Consider the following 18,642-nt stretch of genomic DNA (forward strand, 5'->3'; position numbering starts at 1 on the left):
CGGCCGCATCGGTCGCCGGCCCGGCGCCCGGCTGGCCCCCGCGGCCGTGGCAGGGGTATCATGCGCGACGCATCCTGGCTGCAACCGGATCGACCTCGGCCATGCGGGCGTCACGCCCGGCCACGCTTTTTCACCCCCCAACGCCTGGAGCACCCCATGCCTGCCTCGCCCCCTCCCCTTACCGAAGCCGCGTTGCTGAAAATGCCTGCCTCCGCCTACATGAACGCGGACCAGCTCGCCTTCTTCCGCCGCCGCCTCGAAGCGCTGCGCGACGAGATGCTGAGCAATGCCGCCGAGACCGGCGTGCATCTCAAGGAAAACGAGACCTTCGCCGACCCCAACGACCGCGCCACGGTCGAAGAGGAACACATGCTCGAGCAGCGCGTGCGCGACCGCGAACGCAAGCTGCTGAAGAAGATCTCTTCCGCGATCGCGCGCATCGACTCGGGCGAATACGGCTGGTGCCTCGAGACCGGCGACCCCATCGGCCTGCCGCGCCTGCTGGCCCGGCCCACGGCGGAATACTCGATCGAGGCGCAGGAGCGCCACGAGAAGCAGGAAAAGCTGCACGCCTGAGCCGCACCATCGCAGGCAACCGCACCGAAGACTTCCCTCGCGCGCCTGATGCACGACAATCCGCTTCCCGTCACGCTGCTGACCGGTTTTGGTTCCGGCCGCCGCTGCGCGGCTTCACGTCGGCCTTGCCGACACGAGCCTGCACCGAAACCTGCCGCCACGCCTTCGCAACGCCCCGCGCAATGGTGACCTCCGATTCTCCGCTCCCCGTCACGCTGCTGACCGGTTTTGGTTCCGGCCGCCGCTGCGCGGCTTCACGTCGGCCTTGCCGACATGAGCCTGCACCGAAACCTGCCGCCACGCCTTCGCAACGCCCCGCGCAATGGTGACATCCGATTCCCCGCTCCCCGTCACGCTGCTGACCGGTTTTCTCGGCAGCGGCAAGACCACGGTGCTGAACCACCTGGTGCGCACGCTGCCGCGCACGGCGATCCTGATGAACGAGTTCGGCGAAGTCGCGCTCGATCATCAGCTGCTGCAGAAGATGGAGGGGCCGATGGCGCTGCTGTCGGGCGGCTGCGTGTGCTGCACGATTTCGGGCAGCCTGTCGCCGACGCTGAAGAACCTCTGGATGGCGCGCCAGAAGGGCGACATTCCGGCGTTCGAACGCGTCATTATCGAGACCACCGGGATCGCCGATCCGGCACCCGTACTCGACAACCTGCTGCACGACAACTGGGTGCGCGCGCGCTTCCGCCTTGACGGCGTGGTGACGACGGTCGACGCCGTCTTCGGCATGGGCCAGCTCGACGCGCACTTCGAGGCGGTCAAGCAGGTCGCGGTCGCCGACCGGCTGCTGCTGACCAAGACGGACATCGCCACGGCCGAAGCCGTCGCCGCGCTGCAGGAACGGCTCGCTGCGCTCAACCCGGCCGCCGACATCGTGACCGTGACGCACGGCGAGCTCGACCCGGCCGCGGTCCAGAACCTGGGATTATGGAATGCCGAAACGCGGACGCTCGAGGCTGCCCGCTGGCTCAAGCCGCAGCGTTATCGGCCGGCCAGCGCGGGGCCGCTGGGCGGAGCGCCCCACCACGACCGCCGCATCCAGGCGTTTTCGGTGACGATCGACGATCCGCTCGACCGCTACGGGCTGCAGTCGGCCCTGTCCATGCTGCTGTCCTTCCGTGCCGAGAACCTGCTGCGCTTCAAGGCCATCGTCAACCTGCGGGGCGAGCCGCAGCCGGTCGTGCTGCACGGCGTGCAGCACGTGCTCTACCCGGAAGCGCGGCTCGACGCCTGGCCCGATGACGACCATCGCAGCCGCTTCGTCTTCATCGTGCGCGACCTCGAGCCGGCCTTCGTCGCCAAGCTGCTCGCCGATTTCTCCGGCGCCGCGGGCCTCCGTGCCGACGACAGCATGAGGCACGCGCCATGAACCTCGCGCAGCGCTTCCTGATCGGCGCGATTCGCGTCTACCAGCTCGCGCTCTCGCCCTGGCTCGGCCGGCAGTGCCGCTTCCTGCCGACCTGCTCGGAATACGGCAAGGAGGCGATCGAAAAGCACGGCGCCCTCAAGGGAAGCTGGCTCGCCGCGAAGCGCATCGGCCGCTGCCGCCCCGGCTGCGCCCACGGCCACGACCCGGTGCCGCCGGTCGACCCGCCGCGGCGTTAAAATGCCGTTCATGCCGTCGCGCCGCCTGCTTTCCTGGCTCTTCGCCCTGACCCTGCTGTTCGGTCAGGCGGCGGCGTTCGCCCATGCGCTGACGCACCTGCGCCCGCACGATGCCGGCCTTCCCGACAAGGTGTGCGAAGTCTGCGTCGCCCATGCCCAGCTCGGCGCCGCGCTGCCGCCCAGCCCGGTCGTCGTGGCGACCGCGCCGATCATCCCCGTCTACACGCCGGGCGCAACGCCCGCCTGGGCCGACCTCGCCCCCCGTCCCGCCTGCGCCCGCGCGCCGCCCGCTCCGCTCGACGCCTGAGTTGCCCGCCACCGCGCCTTTGGCGCGCGCGGGCGTCTGCCTCACGTTTGACGGAGTCAACCATGTTACGTCCCGCTCTCCTGGCGGCCGCGCTTGCGGCCGCCTTTCCGGCGCACGCCGATGACCAGGCCGACCTCGCCGCGCTGCGCGCCGAGGTCCAGGCCATGAAGACCGGCTACGAAGCACGCATCCAGGCCCTCGAGGCGCGGCTTGCGAAAGCCGAGGCCGCTGCGGCAGCGCCGAGCGCGGCCCCGGCAGCAAGCGCTGCGCCCGTGGAAGCGGCCAGCTCGGCGCCGGCCAATCCCGGCGCCTTCAACCCCGCGATCTCGCTCATCCTGCAGGGCGGCTACGCCAACCTGAAGGACATCCCCGCTCGCCAGATCGCCGGCTTCCTGACGAACGACGCCGCTTCCACGCCGGCGCGCGGCTTCTCGGTCGACGACAGCGAACTCGTGCTGGCCTCCAACATCGATCCGTATTTCCGCGGCTATTTCAACGCCACGCTGAACGACGGCAGCGTCGGCGTCGAGGAGGCGTGGTTCCAGACCATCGCGCTGGGACATGGCCTGACCGTCAAGGGCGGGCGCTTCCGTTCCGGCATCGGCTACCAGAACGAGCAGCATCCGCACGCGTGGGATTTCGCCACCAACAACCTGATGTACCAGACGCTGTTCGGTGAAGGCTATGGCAACGACGGCTTGCAGCTACGCTGGGTCGCGCCGACCGACCTGTTCACCGAGCTTGGGGCCGAGATCGGCCGCGGCGCCCAGTTCCCCGGCACCGACCGCAACCGGAACGGCGCGGGCAGCTACGCGCTCTACGGCCACATCGGTGGCGACGTCGGCGAGTCGAACAGCTGGCGCGGCGGCGTCTCCTACCTGTCGACGCGCGCCGACGCGCGCACGGGCACGCTGACCGACAGCAACGGCACCCTTGTCGACACCGCCTTCAGCGGCGACAGCAGGACCTGGATGGCGGATTTCGTCTGGAAGTGGGCGCCGCTGGGCAATCCGACGGTCCGCAATTTCAAGTTCGCGGCCGAGCTGTTCCGCCGCGAGGAAAGCGGCGGCCTCAGCTGCAGCGGCGGCTTGCTTTGCACCGGAAGTGCGGGAGCGTACCAGGCCACGCAATACGGCGGCTACGCGCAGGCGGCCTACCAGTTCATGCCGCGCTGGCGCGTCGGCTATCGCTACGACGTGCTCGACCCCGGCTCGCGCGAGTACGGCCTCAACGACACCGCCCTGCCGCGCACCGACTACCGCCCGACCCGGCATTCGCTGATGGTCGACTATTCGCCGTCCGAGTTCTCGCGCCTGCGCCTGCAGGTCACGCAGGACCGCGCGAACGTCGGCCAGGACGAGAACCAGTGGTACCTGCGATACATCTACAGCCTCGGCACGCACGGCGCGCACACGTTCTAAGGAGACCCCGATGAAGCCTTTCCGCCTGTTCTCCTTCCTCTTCGCGGCGTGGCCTGTCTTTGCCCATGCCGCCCTCAACGTCTTCGCCTGCGAGCCCGAGTGGGGCGCGCTCGCCACCGAACTCGGCGGCGACGCGGTCAAGGTCTACACCGCCACCACGGCGATGCAGGACCCCCACCACATCGAGGCACGCCCCAGCCTGATCGCCCAGATGCGGCGCGCCAACCTCGCCGTGTGCACCGGCGCCGAACTCGAGATCGGCTGGCTGCCAGTGCTGCTGCAGCAGTCCGGCAACGCTGCGATCCAGCCCGGCCAGCCCGGCTACTTCGAGGCAGCGCGCCAGGTCGCGCTGCTGGAGAAGCCGATGGTGCTCGATCGCGCCCAGGGCGACATCCACGCCGCGGGCAATCCGCACGTCCAGACCGACCCGCGCAACATCGCGCGCGTGGCGCAGGCGCTCGCCGCCCGCATGGCCGAACTCGATCCCGCCCGCGCGGCGCTCTACCGCGCCCGGCTCGCCGGGTTCAACACGCGCTGGAACGCCGCGATCGCGCGCTGGCAGGCCGAGGCCGCACCCTTGCGCGGCATGCCCATCGCGGTGCAGCACCTGGGCTTTCCCTACCTCGAGAACTGGCTGGGGCTGAAGCAGGTCGCGGTGCTGGAGCCGAAGCCGGGGGTGGCGCCGTCGGTCGGCCAGCTCGCCGACGTCGCGGCGCGGCTCAAGGCGACGCCGGCGCGCGCCGTGATCCGCGCCGCCTACCAGGACCCGCGTCCATCGGAATGGCTGGCCGCGCATGCCGGCATCCCGGCGATCGCGCTGCCCTTCACCGTCGGCGGCTCGGCGCGCGCCGGCGACCTGTTCGGGCTGTTCGACGACACGGTCGACCAGTTACTGAGGGCCGCCCGATGAACTGGGCCGCGCTCGACCCCGGCCTGCTCGGCTGGCCGTTCGCCGCCGGCCTGCTGGTCCTCGCCACCCACGTCCCGCTGGGGCGGCGGGTGCTGGCGCGCGGGATCATCTTTCTCGACCTCGCCATCGCGCAGATCGCCGTCCTCGGCGTGATCGCGGCGCACGCCCTCGGCTGGGAAACCCAGGGCTGGCAGACCCAGCTCGCGGCGGCGGCCGCGGCGCTGGCGGGCGCGGCCTTCCTCGCGCGCTGCGAGGAACGCTGGCCCGAGATCCAGGAAGCGCTGATCGGCTCGTCGTTCGCGGTCGCCGCGAGCCTCGCCGTACTGCTGCTCGCGGGCGATCCCCAAGGCGGCGAGCACCTCAACGCGCTGCTGGCAGGGCAGATCCTCTGGGTCGGGCCGCCGCAGCTGGCGCAGATCGCGGCCGTCTACGCGCTCCTGCTCGGCTTCTGGCGGCTGCGCGGCGAACGCCTCGGCCGGCTCGGCTTCTACCTGATCTTCGCGCTCGCCATCACCGCCTCGGTGCAGCTCGTCGGCGTCTACCTGGTGTTCGCCAGCCTGATCCTGCCGGCGCTGGCGGTGCGCGGACGGCCGCCCCGCGCGGGCCTCGTGGCCGGGTGGAGCATCGGCGCCCTCGCCTACGCAGCCGGCCTGACGGCGTCCGCCCTGCTGGACTGGCCGGCCGGCCCCGCGATCGTCATCGCGCTCGCCGCGCTCGCGCTCGCGGGCGGCCGCTTATTGCGGTTGCCGCAGCGGGGCGACAGCGCTAGTATCCCCACTGATTCCGTCAACCGCACGCACATCCGTGGCTCTTCCGTTTTTCAAAAAAGGCAAGGATAAACCCGCGGCGCCGGCCCGCCAGCCCGCACCCGCGCCTGCCACCGCGTCGCCGCCCACCGAAACGCTGCTCACGATGGACATGAGCGCGAGCGGCATCGTGGTGGAGGAGTCCAGCGGCGGCCCGCAGTCGCCGGTCGACGAAGCGGCAATCCTCTACGCCAGCGGCCAGGCCGAGATGGCCGAGCGCATGCTCCGGGACATGCTGGGCGGCGGCGACCGGCGCGCCTGGCACATGCTGTTCGACCTCTACAGCATCCAGAACCGCGAGAAGGACTTCGAGCAGCTGGCCCTCGACTACGCCATGCGCTTCGAGACCTCGCCCCCCGTCTGGCAGAAACTCGGAGGCAACGCCGCCTCCGCCAAGCCGGCGCAGGCGGCCACCCTGGAACTGCCGGGCCTGCTCGACAAGAACGCGACCGCCGCGCTGCGCGAGGGCATCGCCGCGACCGACAAGAAGGCCGTACTGCGGATCGATTTTTCCCGCATCGAGATGGTCGACGAAGCCGGCGCCGACGAGTGCGCGACCATTCTCGGCGCCGCGCGCAAGGCCAAGCGCAAGCTGCAGGTCAGCGGCGTCGACCGCCTGACCGCGCTGCTGCAGGATCTGACCCGTGCGACCCACAGCCGCGCCCCGCACTGGCTGCTGCTGCTCGAGCTTTACCAGACGCTCGGACGGCAGGAAAACTTCGAGGACCTGGCGGTCGACTACGCGGTGCGCTTCGAGGTCTCGCCGCCGTCCTGGACCGAGGTCCAGGCGGCCGAAGTGGTGCAAACCAAGCCCGCCGAGCCCGCCGACGATGCGCTGCGCCTTTCCGGCGAAATCACGCCCGCCAACGACAGCGCGCTGCAGCAGTTCGGCGGCTACGCCGCCACGCACGCCGAGGTGCTGGTCGACCTGAGCCAGGTGACCCGAGTCGACTACGGCAGCGTCAGCCAGTTCATCAGCGTGCTGATGCAGTGCCTGGGCAGCGGCAAGAGCATCACGCTGCGCGGCCACAACGCGCTGATCCACGAACTTTTCCGCGTCATGGGCATCGATCAGCTCGCGCAGCTGGTTCCGCGGCACCCCGCCTGACGGCGCGCCGGACCCCGACCGGCCCCTCCGACCGATCCCACCCTCCCGGCCCCGCAGCGGCGCCCGAGCAAGACATCCCCAGACGTTCCCCCATCCCAAGGACCTTCCCGCACATGGAACAATATCGCGGCACCACCATTCTTTCCGTCCGCCGGGGCAGCGAAGTCGCCCTCGGCGGCGACGGCCAGGTCACCCTCGGCAACATCGTCATCAAGTCCACCGCGCGCAAGGTCCGCCGCCTCTACCAGGAAAAGGTGCTGGCCGGCTTCGCCGGCGGCACGGCCGACGCCTTCACCCTGTTCGAGCGCTTCGAGGCCAAGCTCGACAAGCATTCCGGGCACCTCATGCGCAGCGCCGTCGAACTCGCCAAGGACTGGCGCACGGACCGCATGCTGCGCCGGCTCGAGGCCATGCTGGCGGTGGCCGACCGCGAGCACTCGCTCATCATCACCGGCAACGGCGACGTGCTGGAACCCGAGCTCGGCATCGCCGCCATCGGCTCCGGCGGCGCCTTCGCCCAGTCGGCCGCACGCGCGCTGCTGGAGAACACCGACCTGCCCCCGCTTGAAATCGTGAAAAAGAGCCTCACCATTGCGGGAGACATCTGCATCTATTCGAACCAGAACCACGTGATCGAAACCCTGTGAGCGGCCCCCTCCGCTCACCGCCTGCCGCTTACCGCTCGCCCGTCATGACCCCCAAAGAAATCGTCCACGAACTCGACAAGCACATCGTCGGCCAGGCGGCCGCCAAGCGCGCGGTCGCCGTCGCGCTGCGCAACCGCTGGCGGCGCCAGCAGGTCGGCGAGCCGCTGCGCCAGGAAATCACGCCGAAGAACATCCTCATGATCGGCCCGACCGGCGTCGGCAAGACCGAAATCGCCCGCCGCCTGGCACGGCTCGCCAACGCGCCCTTCATCAAGATCGAGGCGACCAAGTTCACCGAGGTCGGCTACGTCGGCCGCGACGTCGACACCATCATCCGCGACCTGATGGAGACCGCGATCAAGGATCTGCGCGCGCAGGCCACGCAGAAGGTGAAATTCCGCGCCGAGGAAGCGGCCGAGGAGCGCATCCTCGACGCGCTGCTGCCGCCGCCGCGCAGCGTCGGCTTCGGCGAGCCCGAGCCCCCGCGCGAGGACGGCACGGCGCGCCAGCGCTTCCGCAAGATGCTGCGCGAGGGCCAGCTCGACGACAAGGAAATCGAGGTCGATCTCGCCGCGGTCAGCCCCAGCATGGAAATCTTCACCCCGCCGGGCATGGAAGACCTGTCGCAGCAGCTGCAGGGCATGTTCCAGAATCTCGGCCAGAGCCGCCGCCAGCACCGCAAGCTGAAAGTGCGCGAGGCGATGAAGCTCCTGACCGAAGAGGAAGCGGGACGCCTGATCAACGACGAGGAAACCAAGCAGCAGGCGCTCGACGCCGTCGAGCAGAACGGCATCGTGTTCCTCGACGAGATCGACAAGATCGCCACCCGCAGCGACGCCCACGGCAGCGACGTTTCGCGCCAGGGCGTGCAGCGCGACCTCTTGCCGTTGATCGAAGGCACCACCGTGTCGACCAAGTACGGCATGGTGAAGACCGACCACATCCTGTTCATCGCCAGCGGCGCCTTCCATCTGTCGAAGCCGTCCGACCTGATCCCCGAACTGCAGGGCCGGCTGCCGATTCGCGTCGAGCTGCAGGCGCTGTCGGTGGAGGACTTCGAGCGCATCCTCACCGCCACCGACGCCTGCCTCACGCGCCAGTACGAGGCGCTCCTGGCGACCGAAGGCGTCACGCTCCGATTCACCGACGACGGCATCCGCCGCATCGCCGAGATCGCCTTCGAGGTCAACGAGCGCACCGAGAACATCGGCGCGCGCCGCCTGCACACCGTGATGGAAAAGCTGCTCGAGGACATCTCCTTCGACGCCGGCAGCGTCACCGGCGAATACGTGGTCGACGCCGACGCCGTCACCAGCCGCCTGGCCGCACTCGCTGCCCGCGAGGACCTCGCCCGCTACGTCCTCTAAACCACTCACCGCTCACCGCTCACCGCTCACGCAACGCATGAAACCCGAAACCAACCAGCCCCTCGAAACCCGCGGCAAGTTTCTTTCGACCCTCCTGTTCGGCAGCCGCTGGCTGCAGGTCCCGCTCTATCTCGGGCTGATCGCGGCCCAGCTCGTCTACGTCGTGCATTTCATGGTCGAGCTCGAGCATCTCATCGTCGGCACGCTCACCCTCACCGAAGAGAAGATCATGCTCATCGTGCTGGGCCTGATCGACGTGGTGATGATCTCCAACCTGCTCATCATGGTCATCGTCGGCGGCTATGAGACCTTCGTCTCGCGCCTCAATCTCGAAGGCCATCCCGACGAGCCGGAGTGGCTGTCGCACGTCAACGCCAACGTGCTGAAGGTCAAGCTCGCCACCGCGATCATCGGCATCTCGTCGATCCACCTGCTCAAGACCTTCATCAACGCGCCCAACCTCGAGGACAAGGTCATGCTGTGGCAGACCGTGATCCATCTGGCCTTCATCCTGTCGGCGGTCTCGATCGCCTACATCGACCGGTTGATGCCGCAAAGCGTGCGCCATTGATCGCGCCCGGGAAGCGACTTCCGGCCGCCGCACACGGCCACTAATGCCGCCATCGACATAACTTATTTGGCGGGTTGCGGCCGGAGGCGGAAAATCACCCGGTTTGTTTGATCAAATTGACCGGGAGACACGAATGGCCACGCGCGACACCCTCACCCCCAAAGAAGCCCAGTGCAGCAGCGGCGCCGATTACGCGGCGCTGGCGCTGGAGGCGCTGCAGGAACCCGCCGACGCCGCCTACGCCAAGGAACTGATGGACCGCGTGGCGGACGACTGCCAGTTCACCAAGGACCTCGCCGCCTGCGCCATCGTCTACAAGGCGCTGGGCGAGCAGGGCCGCGCCGAGGAACTGCTGCAGACGGCCGAGGACTACTGCATGAGCGGCGAGGAGCAGATCGCGCTGGCGGAGGCCAAGTTCAAGGTGCTGGGCGACAAGGCGGCGGCGGTCGGCGCGTACGAGAAGGCGCTGAAGGAAACCGGCAACCTCGACCCGCTGATCGACCTGGCGAAGAACGTGATGAGCGTGATCGCCGACAGCGCCTTCGCGAAGAAGGTGCTGGAAAAGGCCGAGGCGAAGATCTCGCGCGCGGTGGAATACGGCAAGCTCGCCGCGGCGGCCGCCGAGCACGTGCTCGACAAGGACTACGCGGCAGCGATCTTCAGCAAGGCGGGCGAGAAGCTCTCCAGCGTGCCGGATCTGCTGTCGCTGGCGAGCGAGGTCACGAAGACGCTCGGCGACCCTGCCAAGGCCAAGGCGCTGTATGAGCGCGCGCTGGCCGGCGCCACCGACTTCACCGCCGCCAAGACGCTGATCGAGTCGGCCCGGCAGGCGGGCGACGCGGCGTTCATGCAGGCCGCACTGAAGAAGGCGGGCGATCTCGCCAGCGCCACCGGCGAATACATCGAGCTCGCCGAAGGCCTGGCCAGCGTGGGCGACAAGCCCGCCGCAGCCGCGCTGCTCGACAAGGCGGAAGACGCGGTGGCGGGGCTCGACGAAATGCAGAAGCTGGTCGCCGCGGTGGAAACCCACCTCGCCGACGACGCCGAGCGCCTGGCCCGCGTCAAGGCCAAGCTCGAAAAGCGCCAGGCCAACCATGCGCGCTACCTCGAATTCCAGCAGCTCGAAAAGGACGCCACCAGCGTCAAGCAGTTGCTCGCGCTGGCGGAACGCGTGCGCGTCGAGCTGGAGGATCCCTTCTATGCCGCCAAGCTGATCGAATCGGCGGAAAAGCTGCTCGACGGGACCGGCTATCAGTTTTCCCGCTACAAGCCCATCCTGCTCGCGGTGGACAAGAACCTCGACGACACGGCCTGGCTCGGCCGGCTGCTCGACCGCGCTTCGGAAAATGCCGCCGACTTCATCGCCTTCAAGGATCTGGTCGTCACGGCCGCCCACCTGCATCACCGCGAGCTCGGCGTCGCCAGGGCGCGGGCCTACCTCGCCGCGCGTGAGGCGGCGCTGGCCGGGGACGCCCGTGCCACCGTGTACGACCTCGCCAAGCTTGCCGAGGCCAGCTTTGCCGCCACCCAGGACGCCACGGAGGCGGGGCGCCTGCTGGAAGCCGCACGGGCCCAGGCCAAGGACCACTTCGCGCTGACGCACATCGCCCGCCTGTATGCCGCGATGGGCAACGGCACCCGCGCCGACGAACTGTATGCCGAGGCGGCGGCCGCCTGCCCGAACGGCGACGCATGCATCCAGTTCATCGATCGCCTGAAGGGCTTTGCCCTGCCGGCCGCAGCCTTGAAGAAGTGGTATGCCGCGTGCGGCGCGCATCTCAGCAGCCCGGCGGACAAGCTGCGCTGGGCCGAAGGCATCGCCGACGCCCTCAACGACAAGGCCTGGGCAGCCGAGGTGTACGGCCAGCTCGCCGGGCAGTTCGCGGGCGATGCGCGCTTCGAGCTCAGCCGCCATTCGCACGCGGACCTCAGCTATTTCGGCGCCCAGCGCCGCCATTGATCGGTTCGGGCGCGCGCAGCGCCCGTTCGCCCCCTCTGCCGCACGCAGCGGAGGGTCGGGGAGACGGATGTCGCTTCCTCGAAATATCCCCAGAAACAGCCCGGTTGTCCGGGCTGTTTTTATTTGTACACTCTAGATAAAGCTGTTCCCCAGGAGTGTCCCATGGTCGAAAACCTGTCTGCTCTCATCGACACGGTTCAGAAGAACTGCATGATCGCCGATGCACGCCACGCACGCGACATGACGATGTGCACCTTCCTGCTGGAGATGCGCGAGTATTACCGGTGGGAAATGGAAATTCCCTACGGGGCCCGCTTGCCCAAGGACGAGCTCGGCGACTGGCTGAACGCGCGCGAAAGCCTGTGGGATACCGTCGAGGAGGAAGAGTTTGCCCGGCTGCCGCTCACCGCTGACGGCATCGATCCGTTCGAGGCCGACGACATCAACCGCGCGCTCGTGCCCCAGGGCCTCGTCTACAGCAGCGGGCTCGGGCGCTTCCGCAAGCCGCACTTCGTCCTCGCCGAGCTCAAGCGCGCCGAGGTGCGCGAGGGCGTGCAGGTGCTGGTGGCCGGATGCGAATACGCGCGCGACCTGATCGCGCCGCCCGCGGCGATGCGTGACGGCGCGATCTTCCTGCGCATGGACGCGGTGCGGCGCCTGCTGTGGAACAAGTACGAGGAATGGCAGTGGAAGGAAAAGGACACGGCGCTCGGCCGCGCGTTCGCCCACTACGATTTCGAGCGCGACATCGAGCGCGGCCTCGATCGCATGGCCGATGCCGAAAGCGAGGCGATGATCCTCCACGAGATCGGCGAGGCGCGCGCCGAATCGCTGCTGGGGGACGGCTGGAACGCGATGCTCGGCCAGTTGACCTCCAAGCATGCCGAACTGCTGGTGCGCGCGGTGCGCGACCATCTGGCCGACTGCCTGGTCACGCTGCCGACCCTGCTCGAGCGCGAGGCGGTCGGATCGCTGCATTTCTACCTGGCGAACCTGTCCGGGCTGCGACGCGCCCTCTTTCCGGCGCTGCCGCAGGCCTACGAGGCGTGGCTCGACAGCTGCGACACCGGCCGCCTCGCCACGCTCGTCCGGACGGCGGAGGGCCATTGGCTCGATGTCGCGCGGATGCTGGCGTCCACCTACCACCGCGACCCGGCACGCGGCGACGCTCAGCTCAATGCGCTGGCCGGAGGCGATCTCGCCAGCCTCCGGCTCTAGGCAAAAAAAACGGGCGGTGTCACCCGCCCGTCGCTTGCTCGCCGGAACGCCCTTCAGGCCGGCAGACTGGCTTCCTGCCCAAGCTGCTCGGCGATGGCGTCGAGCAGCTGCTGTTCCTGATAGGGCTTGCCCAGATACACGTTGACGCCGATTTCCATCGCGTGATTGCGGTGCTTGTCCGCCGTCCGCGACGTGATCATGATGATCGGGACCGCCTTCATGCGGGGGTCGCCGCGCATCACGCGCGCCAGTTCGAAGCCGTCCATGCGCGGCATCTCGACGTCGAGCAGCACGACATCCGGAATCAGGTCGTGCATCTTTTCCAGGGCGTCGACACCGTCCTTGGCGCTGTCGACACGGAAGCCCTCGCGGGTGAGCAGGCGGGTCGTGATCTTGCGCACGGTGAGCGAATCGTCGACGACGAGGACGAGCGGCGGCTGCAGCGCTGCGCTCACCTCCACCGTCTCGGCCGGGGCCGCACGTTCCACGACGTTGCGCGGCATGCTGGCCCAGCGCAGGGCGAGCGGAACCGGGTTGAGGATGAGGATGACGCGCCCGTCGCCGCGCACCGTCGCACCGGCGACACCGGTGATCCGGGCCATCTGGGGGCCGATGTTCTTGACCACGATTTCGCGCGTGCCTTCGATCGTGTCGAGCAGCACCGCGGCATGGCTGGAGCCGCTTTGCAGCAGCACCACCGGGTTGTAGCGCTGCACTTCGTGGACCGCCTCGGCATCCCCCAGCAGATGGGGCAGATAGGACAGCGGGTAGCGGGTGCCGCGCCAGCTGAGTTCGCCGGCCGCCATCGCCTGTTCGAGCTCGTGCGGTTTCAGTTCGAGCACCTGCTGGACCAGCGGGGCCGGCAGCGCGTAGTCGTGCTTGGCGGCCTGGATCATCACGGCCTGCGTCATCGCCAGCGTCAGGGGCAGGTAGATGTTGAAGGTCGTGCCGGCCCCCGGCGTCGACGTCAGGTCGATGCGGCCGCCCAGCGCCGAGATCTCGCTCTTCACCACGTCCATGCCGACGCCGCGGCCCGCGACCTGGCTGACGGCCTCGGCGGTCGAGAAGCCGGCTGCGAAGATCATCTGTCCCAGCAGCGTTTCGGTCGGCTCGACGCCCGGCAGCAGGAGGCCGTTGGCCTCGGCCTTCTCGCGGATGCGCGCATAGTTGAGGCCGCCGCCGTCATCCTTCACGGTGATCAGCATCTCGTTGCCGGTCTGGCGCGCCGACAGCACGATTTCGCCGAACTCGGCCTTGCCCGCGGCGCGGCGCGCTTCCGGCGTTTCGATGCCGTGCGCCAGCGCGTTGCGCAACAGGTGCTCGATCGGGGCCGTGACCTTCTCCAGCACGGAACGGTCGATTTCGAGGTCGCCGCCCTGGATGTCGAGCTGGGCGCGCTTGCCGACGTCGCGCGCCGTCTGGCGCACGGTGCGATAGAGCCGCTCGGCGACGGAGTACAGCGGCACCATGCGTACCCGCAGCAGGTCCTGCTGCAGCTCGCGGTTGAGGCGGGTCTGCTGGATCAGCGCCGCATCGGCTTCGCCGAGTCGGGCCATCAGGATGTGCTGCACCGTCGAGATGTCGTTGACGCTCTCGGCGAGGAAGCGCGTGACCTCCTGGAAGCGGGTGAAGCGGTCGAATTCGAGCGGGTCGAATTGCTCGGCGGCGCCCTGCGTCTGGAAGGTGGCCTGCATCTGCGACTCGGCCTGGATCTCCACCTCGCGGATGTGGGCACGCAGGCGCACCAGCGCTTCCGACAGTTCGCTGACGTGGCGCTTGAAGGCGAAGACCTCGCTTTCGATGCGCGAGCGTGCGATCGCCACTTCGCCCGCCTGGTTCACCATGCGGTCGATCCAGTCGGCGCGCACCCGCAGGGTGAGGGCATTGCTGTCGCGCGCGACCGGCTGCGCCGGCGCTAGCGGATCGGTCGCCGGAGCCGCCGTTGCGGCCGCCGGGCCGGCCTGGGCAAGCACCGGCTCGACCGGCGCCTCCAGCGGCGCCGGGGCCTCTTCGATCGCCGGCGCGAGATCGCCCTGCTTCAGGCGCTCGACGGCGTCCGCCAGGCGGTCGAGTTGCGCCTCCAGGGTGTCGAACACCTCCGCTCCGGCGTTCAGCTGGCCCTCGATGACCGCGATCACGCGCGACTCCATGACGTGCGTCAACTCGCCCAGCCGCATGGCGCCGACCATCCGTGCGCTGCCCTTGATGGTGTGCAGGTTGCGGCGCAGCGCATCGCGCGGCTTGGCGTCGGCGGGGGCATCCTTCCACGCGCGCAGATGCGCGCTGGTCTCGGGTACCAGCGTCTCGGCTTCCTCGAGGAAGATCGGCAGCAGCTGCGCGTCGATGTCGTCGGCCACCTCGCGCCGTTCGAATACCGGCGCGGCTGCGGCGGGCCGATGCTCGGGAATCAGCGCGCTGACATCCGGCAGTGCCGGTGAGTCCGCCGCCGGCCCCGCCGGTTCGGCCACGCTCGCCTGCACGGGCTCGGCAGCGTCGAGCGTCGCCTCCGGCACCGCATCGGCGGATACCTCGACGGTTTCCGCTTCGGCAGACGAAACATCGGCCGCAGCGGGTTCTTCGACGACAGTCATAGCGGCAGGCGGCATCGCCGCCTCGGCAAGGATTTCGTCTGCCGCGAGCGGCTGCTCGGCCACCGCCGGCAGCTGCTCGTCCTCGAGCTCGCCCAGCGCTGCGACCAGGTCGTCCGCTGCTTCGGGCAGGTGCCCGCTCTCGATGCCCGCAATCATGTCGCGCAGGCGCGCGACGGCGTCCTGAACCAGCGGCAGGTGCGCGGCCGGCAGGGGCGCGTAGGCGAAGCGGTTCCAGTATTGCTCGAGTGCGTGCGACAGCTCGGCCAGCGCCGTGACGCCGGCCGTGCCTGCGATGCCGCCCAGCGTATGGACCGCACGGCGGGCATGCTCGCTAACGACGCCCTGGGTGGCGTCGACGTGGCGTTCGGCTTCCTCCTGCAGGACGGCCAGACGCTGGTGCGCTTCGGTCATGAAGATTTCGTAGAGCCCGGTCGAGAGGCACACCGTGCCGATGCAGATCTCGTCCGCTGGCGCGGGCGTCTCGACAACGGCCGGCGCAACGGCATACTCGACGATGGCGCCCACGGCCGGTCGCGCCGCTTCCGTTTCGGTGAATTCAGGCTCGATGTCCCTGGCTGGCGGCGCCGGCGGATGCGCATATTCGATCACTGCGGCGACGGCGAGCGGCGGCGCCGCCTGGAACTGCTCGGGCTCCGCTTCGGCAAACGCAAGGGGCGCCTCCTCGGCCACTTGAACCGCCGGCTCGAGGTCGGTGAACGACGCGAGGGGCGGCTCGGCGGCAGGCGCGACCGGCGGCGCCGCCTCGATTGCCGGGGCGGCTTCCGGTACGGTGTCGGCCTCGGCGAGCGCGCTCAGAGGCTCGAGCGTCGGCTCCGCTTCGCCGGAGGTTTCGAGGGCCATGGGCTCGGACACGGGCTCGACAGCCACAGCCGCCGCATCCAGCGGCTGCCCCTGGGCCACCCGATCGAGCGCGGCAAGCAGGGCAGGCACCGGCAGGTGCGCAGGTTCGTTGGCCTGCAGGGCGTTCACCCATTCCTGGAAGACACCGCGCGCGCGCGTCACCAGGCGCAGCAGGTCGCTGCTGGCCGCCTTCTTCTCGGCCAGCCAGCCGTTCATCAGCTGTTCGTGGCGCCAGGCGGTTTCGCCGAGTTCTTCGAGCCCCACCATGCGGCCGCTGCCCTTCAGCGTATGGAAGCCGCGGCGGATCACCGTGAGCGATGCCTGATCGTCCGGATTGCTCTGGCAGGCCTCGCTCGCCTCGCCCATGGTGGCGAGCACCTCGTTGGCCTCTTCCAGGAAGATGTCGAGCAGTTCGGGCTCCGAGCCTTCCGGGATCGTCGCCAGCACCGTTTCCTCGGCGGGTACGCCCGCACCGGCTTCGGAAACCGCCTGCGGCGTTTCCGGCTCCACGGCGGCCTCGGCCTTCGCGACGTTCGCCTCGTCCGCCGCCACGGTGATCGGCTCGAACGGCTCGGCCGTCGCGGCGACGTGCGGATCGGCGGTCGGGTTGGCGTCTTCGATGGAAACGGGGGCCGCCTCGGCGACCGGCTCGACGATCTCTTCGATCGGGGCCGGTGCCTCGATGGCCAGCCGTTCGGGAACCGCCAGGCCCGTCAGGACGGCGATCTCCGCATCCATCGCCAGCGGCGCGGAGAAGGCGCCCTGGCAGGCGTCGAGCGCGCTGCGCGTCTGGTTCTTCAGGGCCGCGTCGTCGATCAGCTCGGCGTCGCGGTTCAGTTCGGTCAGCGAATCAAGGAATTTTTTTTTTGTGGCGTCGTCGGGTTGATCGCGCCACGCCACATAGTCTTCCTGCACCCCGGCCTTGCGGGCGGGCAGGCCCGACTCGACCGTCTCGTCGAATGCACCGTCGTCGTCGGCGCCGGCATCGACCACCCCGAACTCGATCAGCACCGGGCGCAGGATCCGGCCGGCGTCGGCGCGGCCGGCGCAGTATGCCTCGATGTAGAGGCCGAGACTGGAGAAGGCGTCGGCGAGGCGCCGCTGCGTCGCCTCGTCGGGATGCCCCTCCGCGGCGAACGTCTGCGCGGTCGCGGTGGCCGCGCTCAGCAGGCTGGCTGCGTCGGGCAGCTCGAGCATGGTCAGCGCACCCTGCGCCTGCTGCGCCAGCGCCGGCAGGCCGGCGAGCGCTTCACGCTCGGCGGGGTCGCGGAAGAAGGCGTCGAGCGCCTCCTCCATCTGCTTCAGGTTCTGCCCGACTTCCTGGGCCATGTGCACCAGCATGTCGCGCTCGGCCTCGCGCTGGCTGGACGCCTCGACGACGCTGGCAGGCAGCTCGCGGCCCTCGATCAGGGCCTGCAGCCGCGCCTGCTGCGCTTCTGCGCGGGCGGCGAAATCGTTGTGCAGGACGTCCTCGCGTTCGACGGCGTTCTGCATGAAGAGCAGCGCGGCCGCGACTTCCAGGTTCACCTGCTCGCGCGCCTCGCCTTCGCGGGCGATCGCCAGCACGGCAGCCGCGGAAAGCTCGTCCAGGAGGGGCTTGAGTCCGCTTTCTCCGAGCATCTGCGCCTGCGGATGCATGCGCTCCAGATGGGTCTGGAACTGCGCCAGCTGCTCCGCGTCACCCTCGACGAAGGCGTGCCAGCTGTCGCGCGCGGCCTTCAGGCTGGCCTGCAGGGCTTCGAGCACCGGGCGCATGCGCGCCAGCGCCTCGGGATCCAGCATGCCGCGGCCCGGCAGGTAACGGTCGAGCCCGAAGGTCGCCCGCACTTCGGCCGCACGGCCGTCCAGCGCCTGGCTCTTCGCGACGAAGAACAGGGCATCGCGCAGCAGTCGCTCGGCGACCTGCGGCGACCCTTCCATCAGCCGGCGCATCTGCAGGTCGATGCGGGCGAGCAGCTGCTTGACGTGGAAATCGGCCTCGACGCCGCGGGCAATCAGGCTGTCGACGAAGCCGACGCAGGCCCACCAGAAGGTTTGCGCCGCTTGCGAGGGCGCAATGCGTTCGATCGTGGCGAGCGCATCGCGCATCCGCTTGAGGCCCTGCTCGGCGTCGACGTTGCGCAGGAAGGCCAGCAGGCCGCGCTGGAACAGGCCGCGCGCCAGCTTCACCTCGGCCGCCAAGGCCTCCTGCGTCAGGCTGTCATTGGCCGCCTTGCCGTGCGCCCGCGTACGCAGGTCCGGAAAGAAGAGCTCGCCCTCGAACACGCGCTCGGCGCCTTGCAGTTCACGCAGCCGCTTGTAGAGCGGAAACAGCGCCAGCTCGCCGCTGCCGCGCCCGTCGGCCAGGTCCTTGACCCAGCGCTGCAGCCCCTCGATCGCGTTGCGGAGGGCACGCAGCACGGCGTCGTCGGCCTGCAGGCGGTTCGCATTGATATCGCCCAGCGTGGCCTCGAGCGTTCCGGCCAGGGTCGCCGCGCCTTCGAGGCCGACCATGCGCAGCGCGCCGGTCACCTGGTGCGCGTCGTCGGCGGCCAGGCGCAGGGCATTGGTCAGGTCGGCGTCCACGCTGAATGCCTGCACGCGCCCGAGGGCGGCCTGCAGGGCGGCATCGATGTCGCCACGGACCCAGTTCAGGGGGCCGGTATCGTAATCGAGTAAGGCGCTCATGGTGTGTATTCCCGAATT

The 18,642-nt window shown here is 69.3% G+C and carries 14 protein-coding genes; 13 read left to right on the forward strand and 1 reads right to left on the reverse strand.

What is annotated here, in order from left to right:
- Window positions 1-156 precede the first annotated feature (156 nt).
- The 13 genes from dksA to VA613_RS13565 all read left to right on the forward strand — a co-directional run bounded on the left by dksA (window position 157) and on the right by VA613_RS13565 (window position 12,505).
- A complete protein-coding gene (dksA, locus tag VA613_RS13505; protein ID WP_324779540.1) occupies window positions 157-576 on the forward strand; it encodes an RNA polymerase-binding protein DksA in 420 nt (139 codons plus the stop codon).
- 322 nt (window positions 577-898) lie between these two features.
- On the forward strand, window positions 899-1,954 hold the full coding sequence (locus tag VA613_RS13510; RefSeq protein WP_324779541.1) for a CobW family GTP-binding protein: 1,056 nt from the start codon (window positions 899-901) through the stop codon (window positions 1,952-1,954).
- Window positions 1,951-2,190, forward strand: a complete 240-nt coding sequence (gene yidD, locus VA613_RS13515; RefSeq protein ID WP_324779542.1) for a membrane protein insertion efficiency factor YidD — start codon at window positions 1,951-1,953, stop codon at window positions 2,188-2,190. Before VA613_RS13510 ends, yidD begins: the two co-directional genes overlap by 4 nt.
- 10 nt (window positions 2,191-2,200) lie before the next feature.
- On the forward strand, window positions 2,201-2,497 hold the full coding sequence (locus VA613_RS13520) for a hypothetical protein (protein WP_324779543.1): 297 nt from the start codon (window positions 2,201-2,203) through the stop codon (window positions 2,495-2,497).
- Window positions 2,498-2,559: 62 nt separating this feature from the next.
- Window positions 2,560-3,918 (forward strand): TonB-dependent receptor, encoded by a 1,359-nt coding sequence (locus tag VA613_RS13525; protein ID WP_324779544.1) that lies wholly within the window; start codon window positions 2,560-2,562, stop codon window positions 3,916-3,918.
- Between the two features lie 10 nt (window positions 3,919-3,928).
- Window positions 3,929-4,828 (forward strand): metal ABC transporter substrate-binding protein, encoded by a 900-nt coding sequence (locus VA613_RS13530; RefSeq protein WP_324779545.1) that lies wholly within the window; start codon window positions 3,929-3,931, stop codon window positions 4,826-4,828.
- Window positions 4,825-5,667: a metal ABC transporter permease gene (locus VA613_RS13535; protein ID WP_324779546.1), complete on the forward strand. Its 843-nt coding sequence runs from the start codon at window positions 4,825-4,827 to the stop codon at window positions 5,665-5,667. Before VA613_RS13530 ends, VA613_RS13535 begins: the two co-directional genes overlap by 4 nt.
- A complete protein-coding gene (locus VA613_RS13540; protein ID WP_324779547.1) occupies window positions 5,633-6,742 on the forward strand; it encodes an STAS domain-containing protein in 1,110 nt (369 codons plus the stop codon). The genes VA613_RS13535 and VA613_RS13540 overlap by 35 nt, the downstream gene beginning before the upstream one ends.
- Window positions 6,743-6,855: 113 nt before the next feature.
- Window positions 6,856-7,389 (forward strand): ATP-dependent protease subunit HslV, encoded by a 534-nt coding sequence (hslV, locus tag VA613_RS13545; protein WP_324779548.1) that lies wholly within the window; start codon window positions 6,856-6,858, stop codon window positions 7,387-7,389.
- Between the two features lie 44 nt (window positions 7,390-7,433).
- The gene (hslU, locus tag VA613_RS13550; RefSeq protein WP_324779549.1) at window positions 7,434-8,756 is read left to right on the forward strand and encodes an ATP-dependent protease ATPase subunit HslU; all 1,323 of its coding nucleotides are present in this window, start codon (window positions 7,434-7,436) and stop codon (window positions 8,754-8,756) included.
- 37 nt (window positions 8,757-8,793) lie between these two features.
- Complete coding sequence (locus tag VA613_RS13555; protein WP_324779550.1) at window positions 8,794-9,327, forward strand: TIGR00645 family protein; 534 nt, start codon at window positions 8,794-8,796, stop codon at window positions 9,325-9,327.
- A 133-nt stretch (window positions 9,328-9,460) separates the two neighbouring features.
- Window positions 9,461-11,287, forward strand: coding sequence for a hypothetical protein (locus VA613_RS13560; protein ID WP_324779551.1), 1,827 nt, complete (start codon window positions 9,461-9,463; stop codon window positions 11,285-11,287).
- A gap of 162 nt (window positions 11,288-11,449) precedes the next feature.
- Window positions 11,450-12,505, forward strand: a complete 1,056-nt coding sequence (locus VA613_RS13565) for an Sfum_1244 family protein (RefSeq protein ID WP_324779552.1) — start codon at window positions 11,450-11,452, stop codon at window positions 12,503-12,505.
- A gap of 53 nt (window positions 12,506-12,558) precedes the next feature.
- Here VA613_RS13565 and VA613_RS13570 read toward each other — a convergent pair whose 3' ends face one another.
- The gene (locus VA613_RS13570; RefSeq protein ID WP_324779553.1) at window positions 12,559-18,624 is read right to left on the reverse strand and encodes a hybrid sensor histidine kinase/response regulator; all 6,066 of its coding nucleotides are present in this window, start codon (window positions 18,622-18,624) and stop codon (window positions 12,559-12,561) included.
- Window positions 18,625-18,642 lie beyond the last annotated feature (18 nt).

It is taken from the genome of Thiobacillus sp. SCUT-2, assembly GCF_035621355.1.
In the GTDB taxonomy this organism is placed as follows: Bacteria; Pseudomonadota; Gammaproteobacteria; order Burkholderiales; family Thiobacillaceae; genus Thiobacillus; species Thiobacillus sedimenti.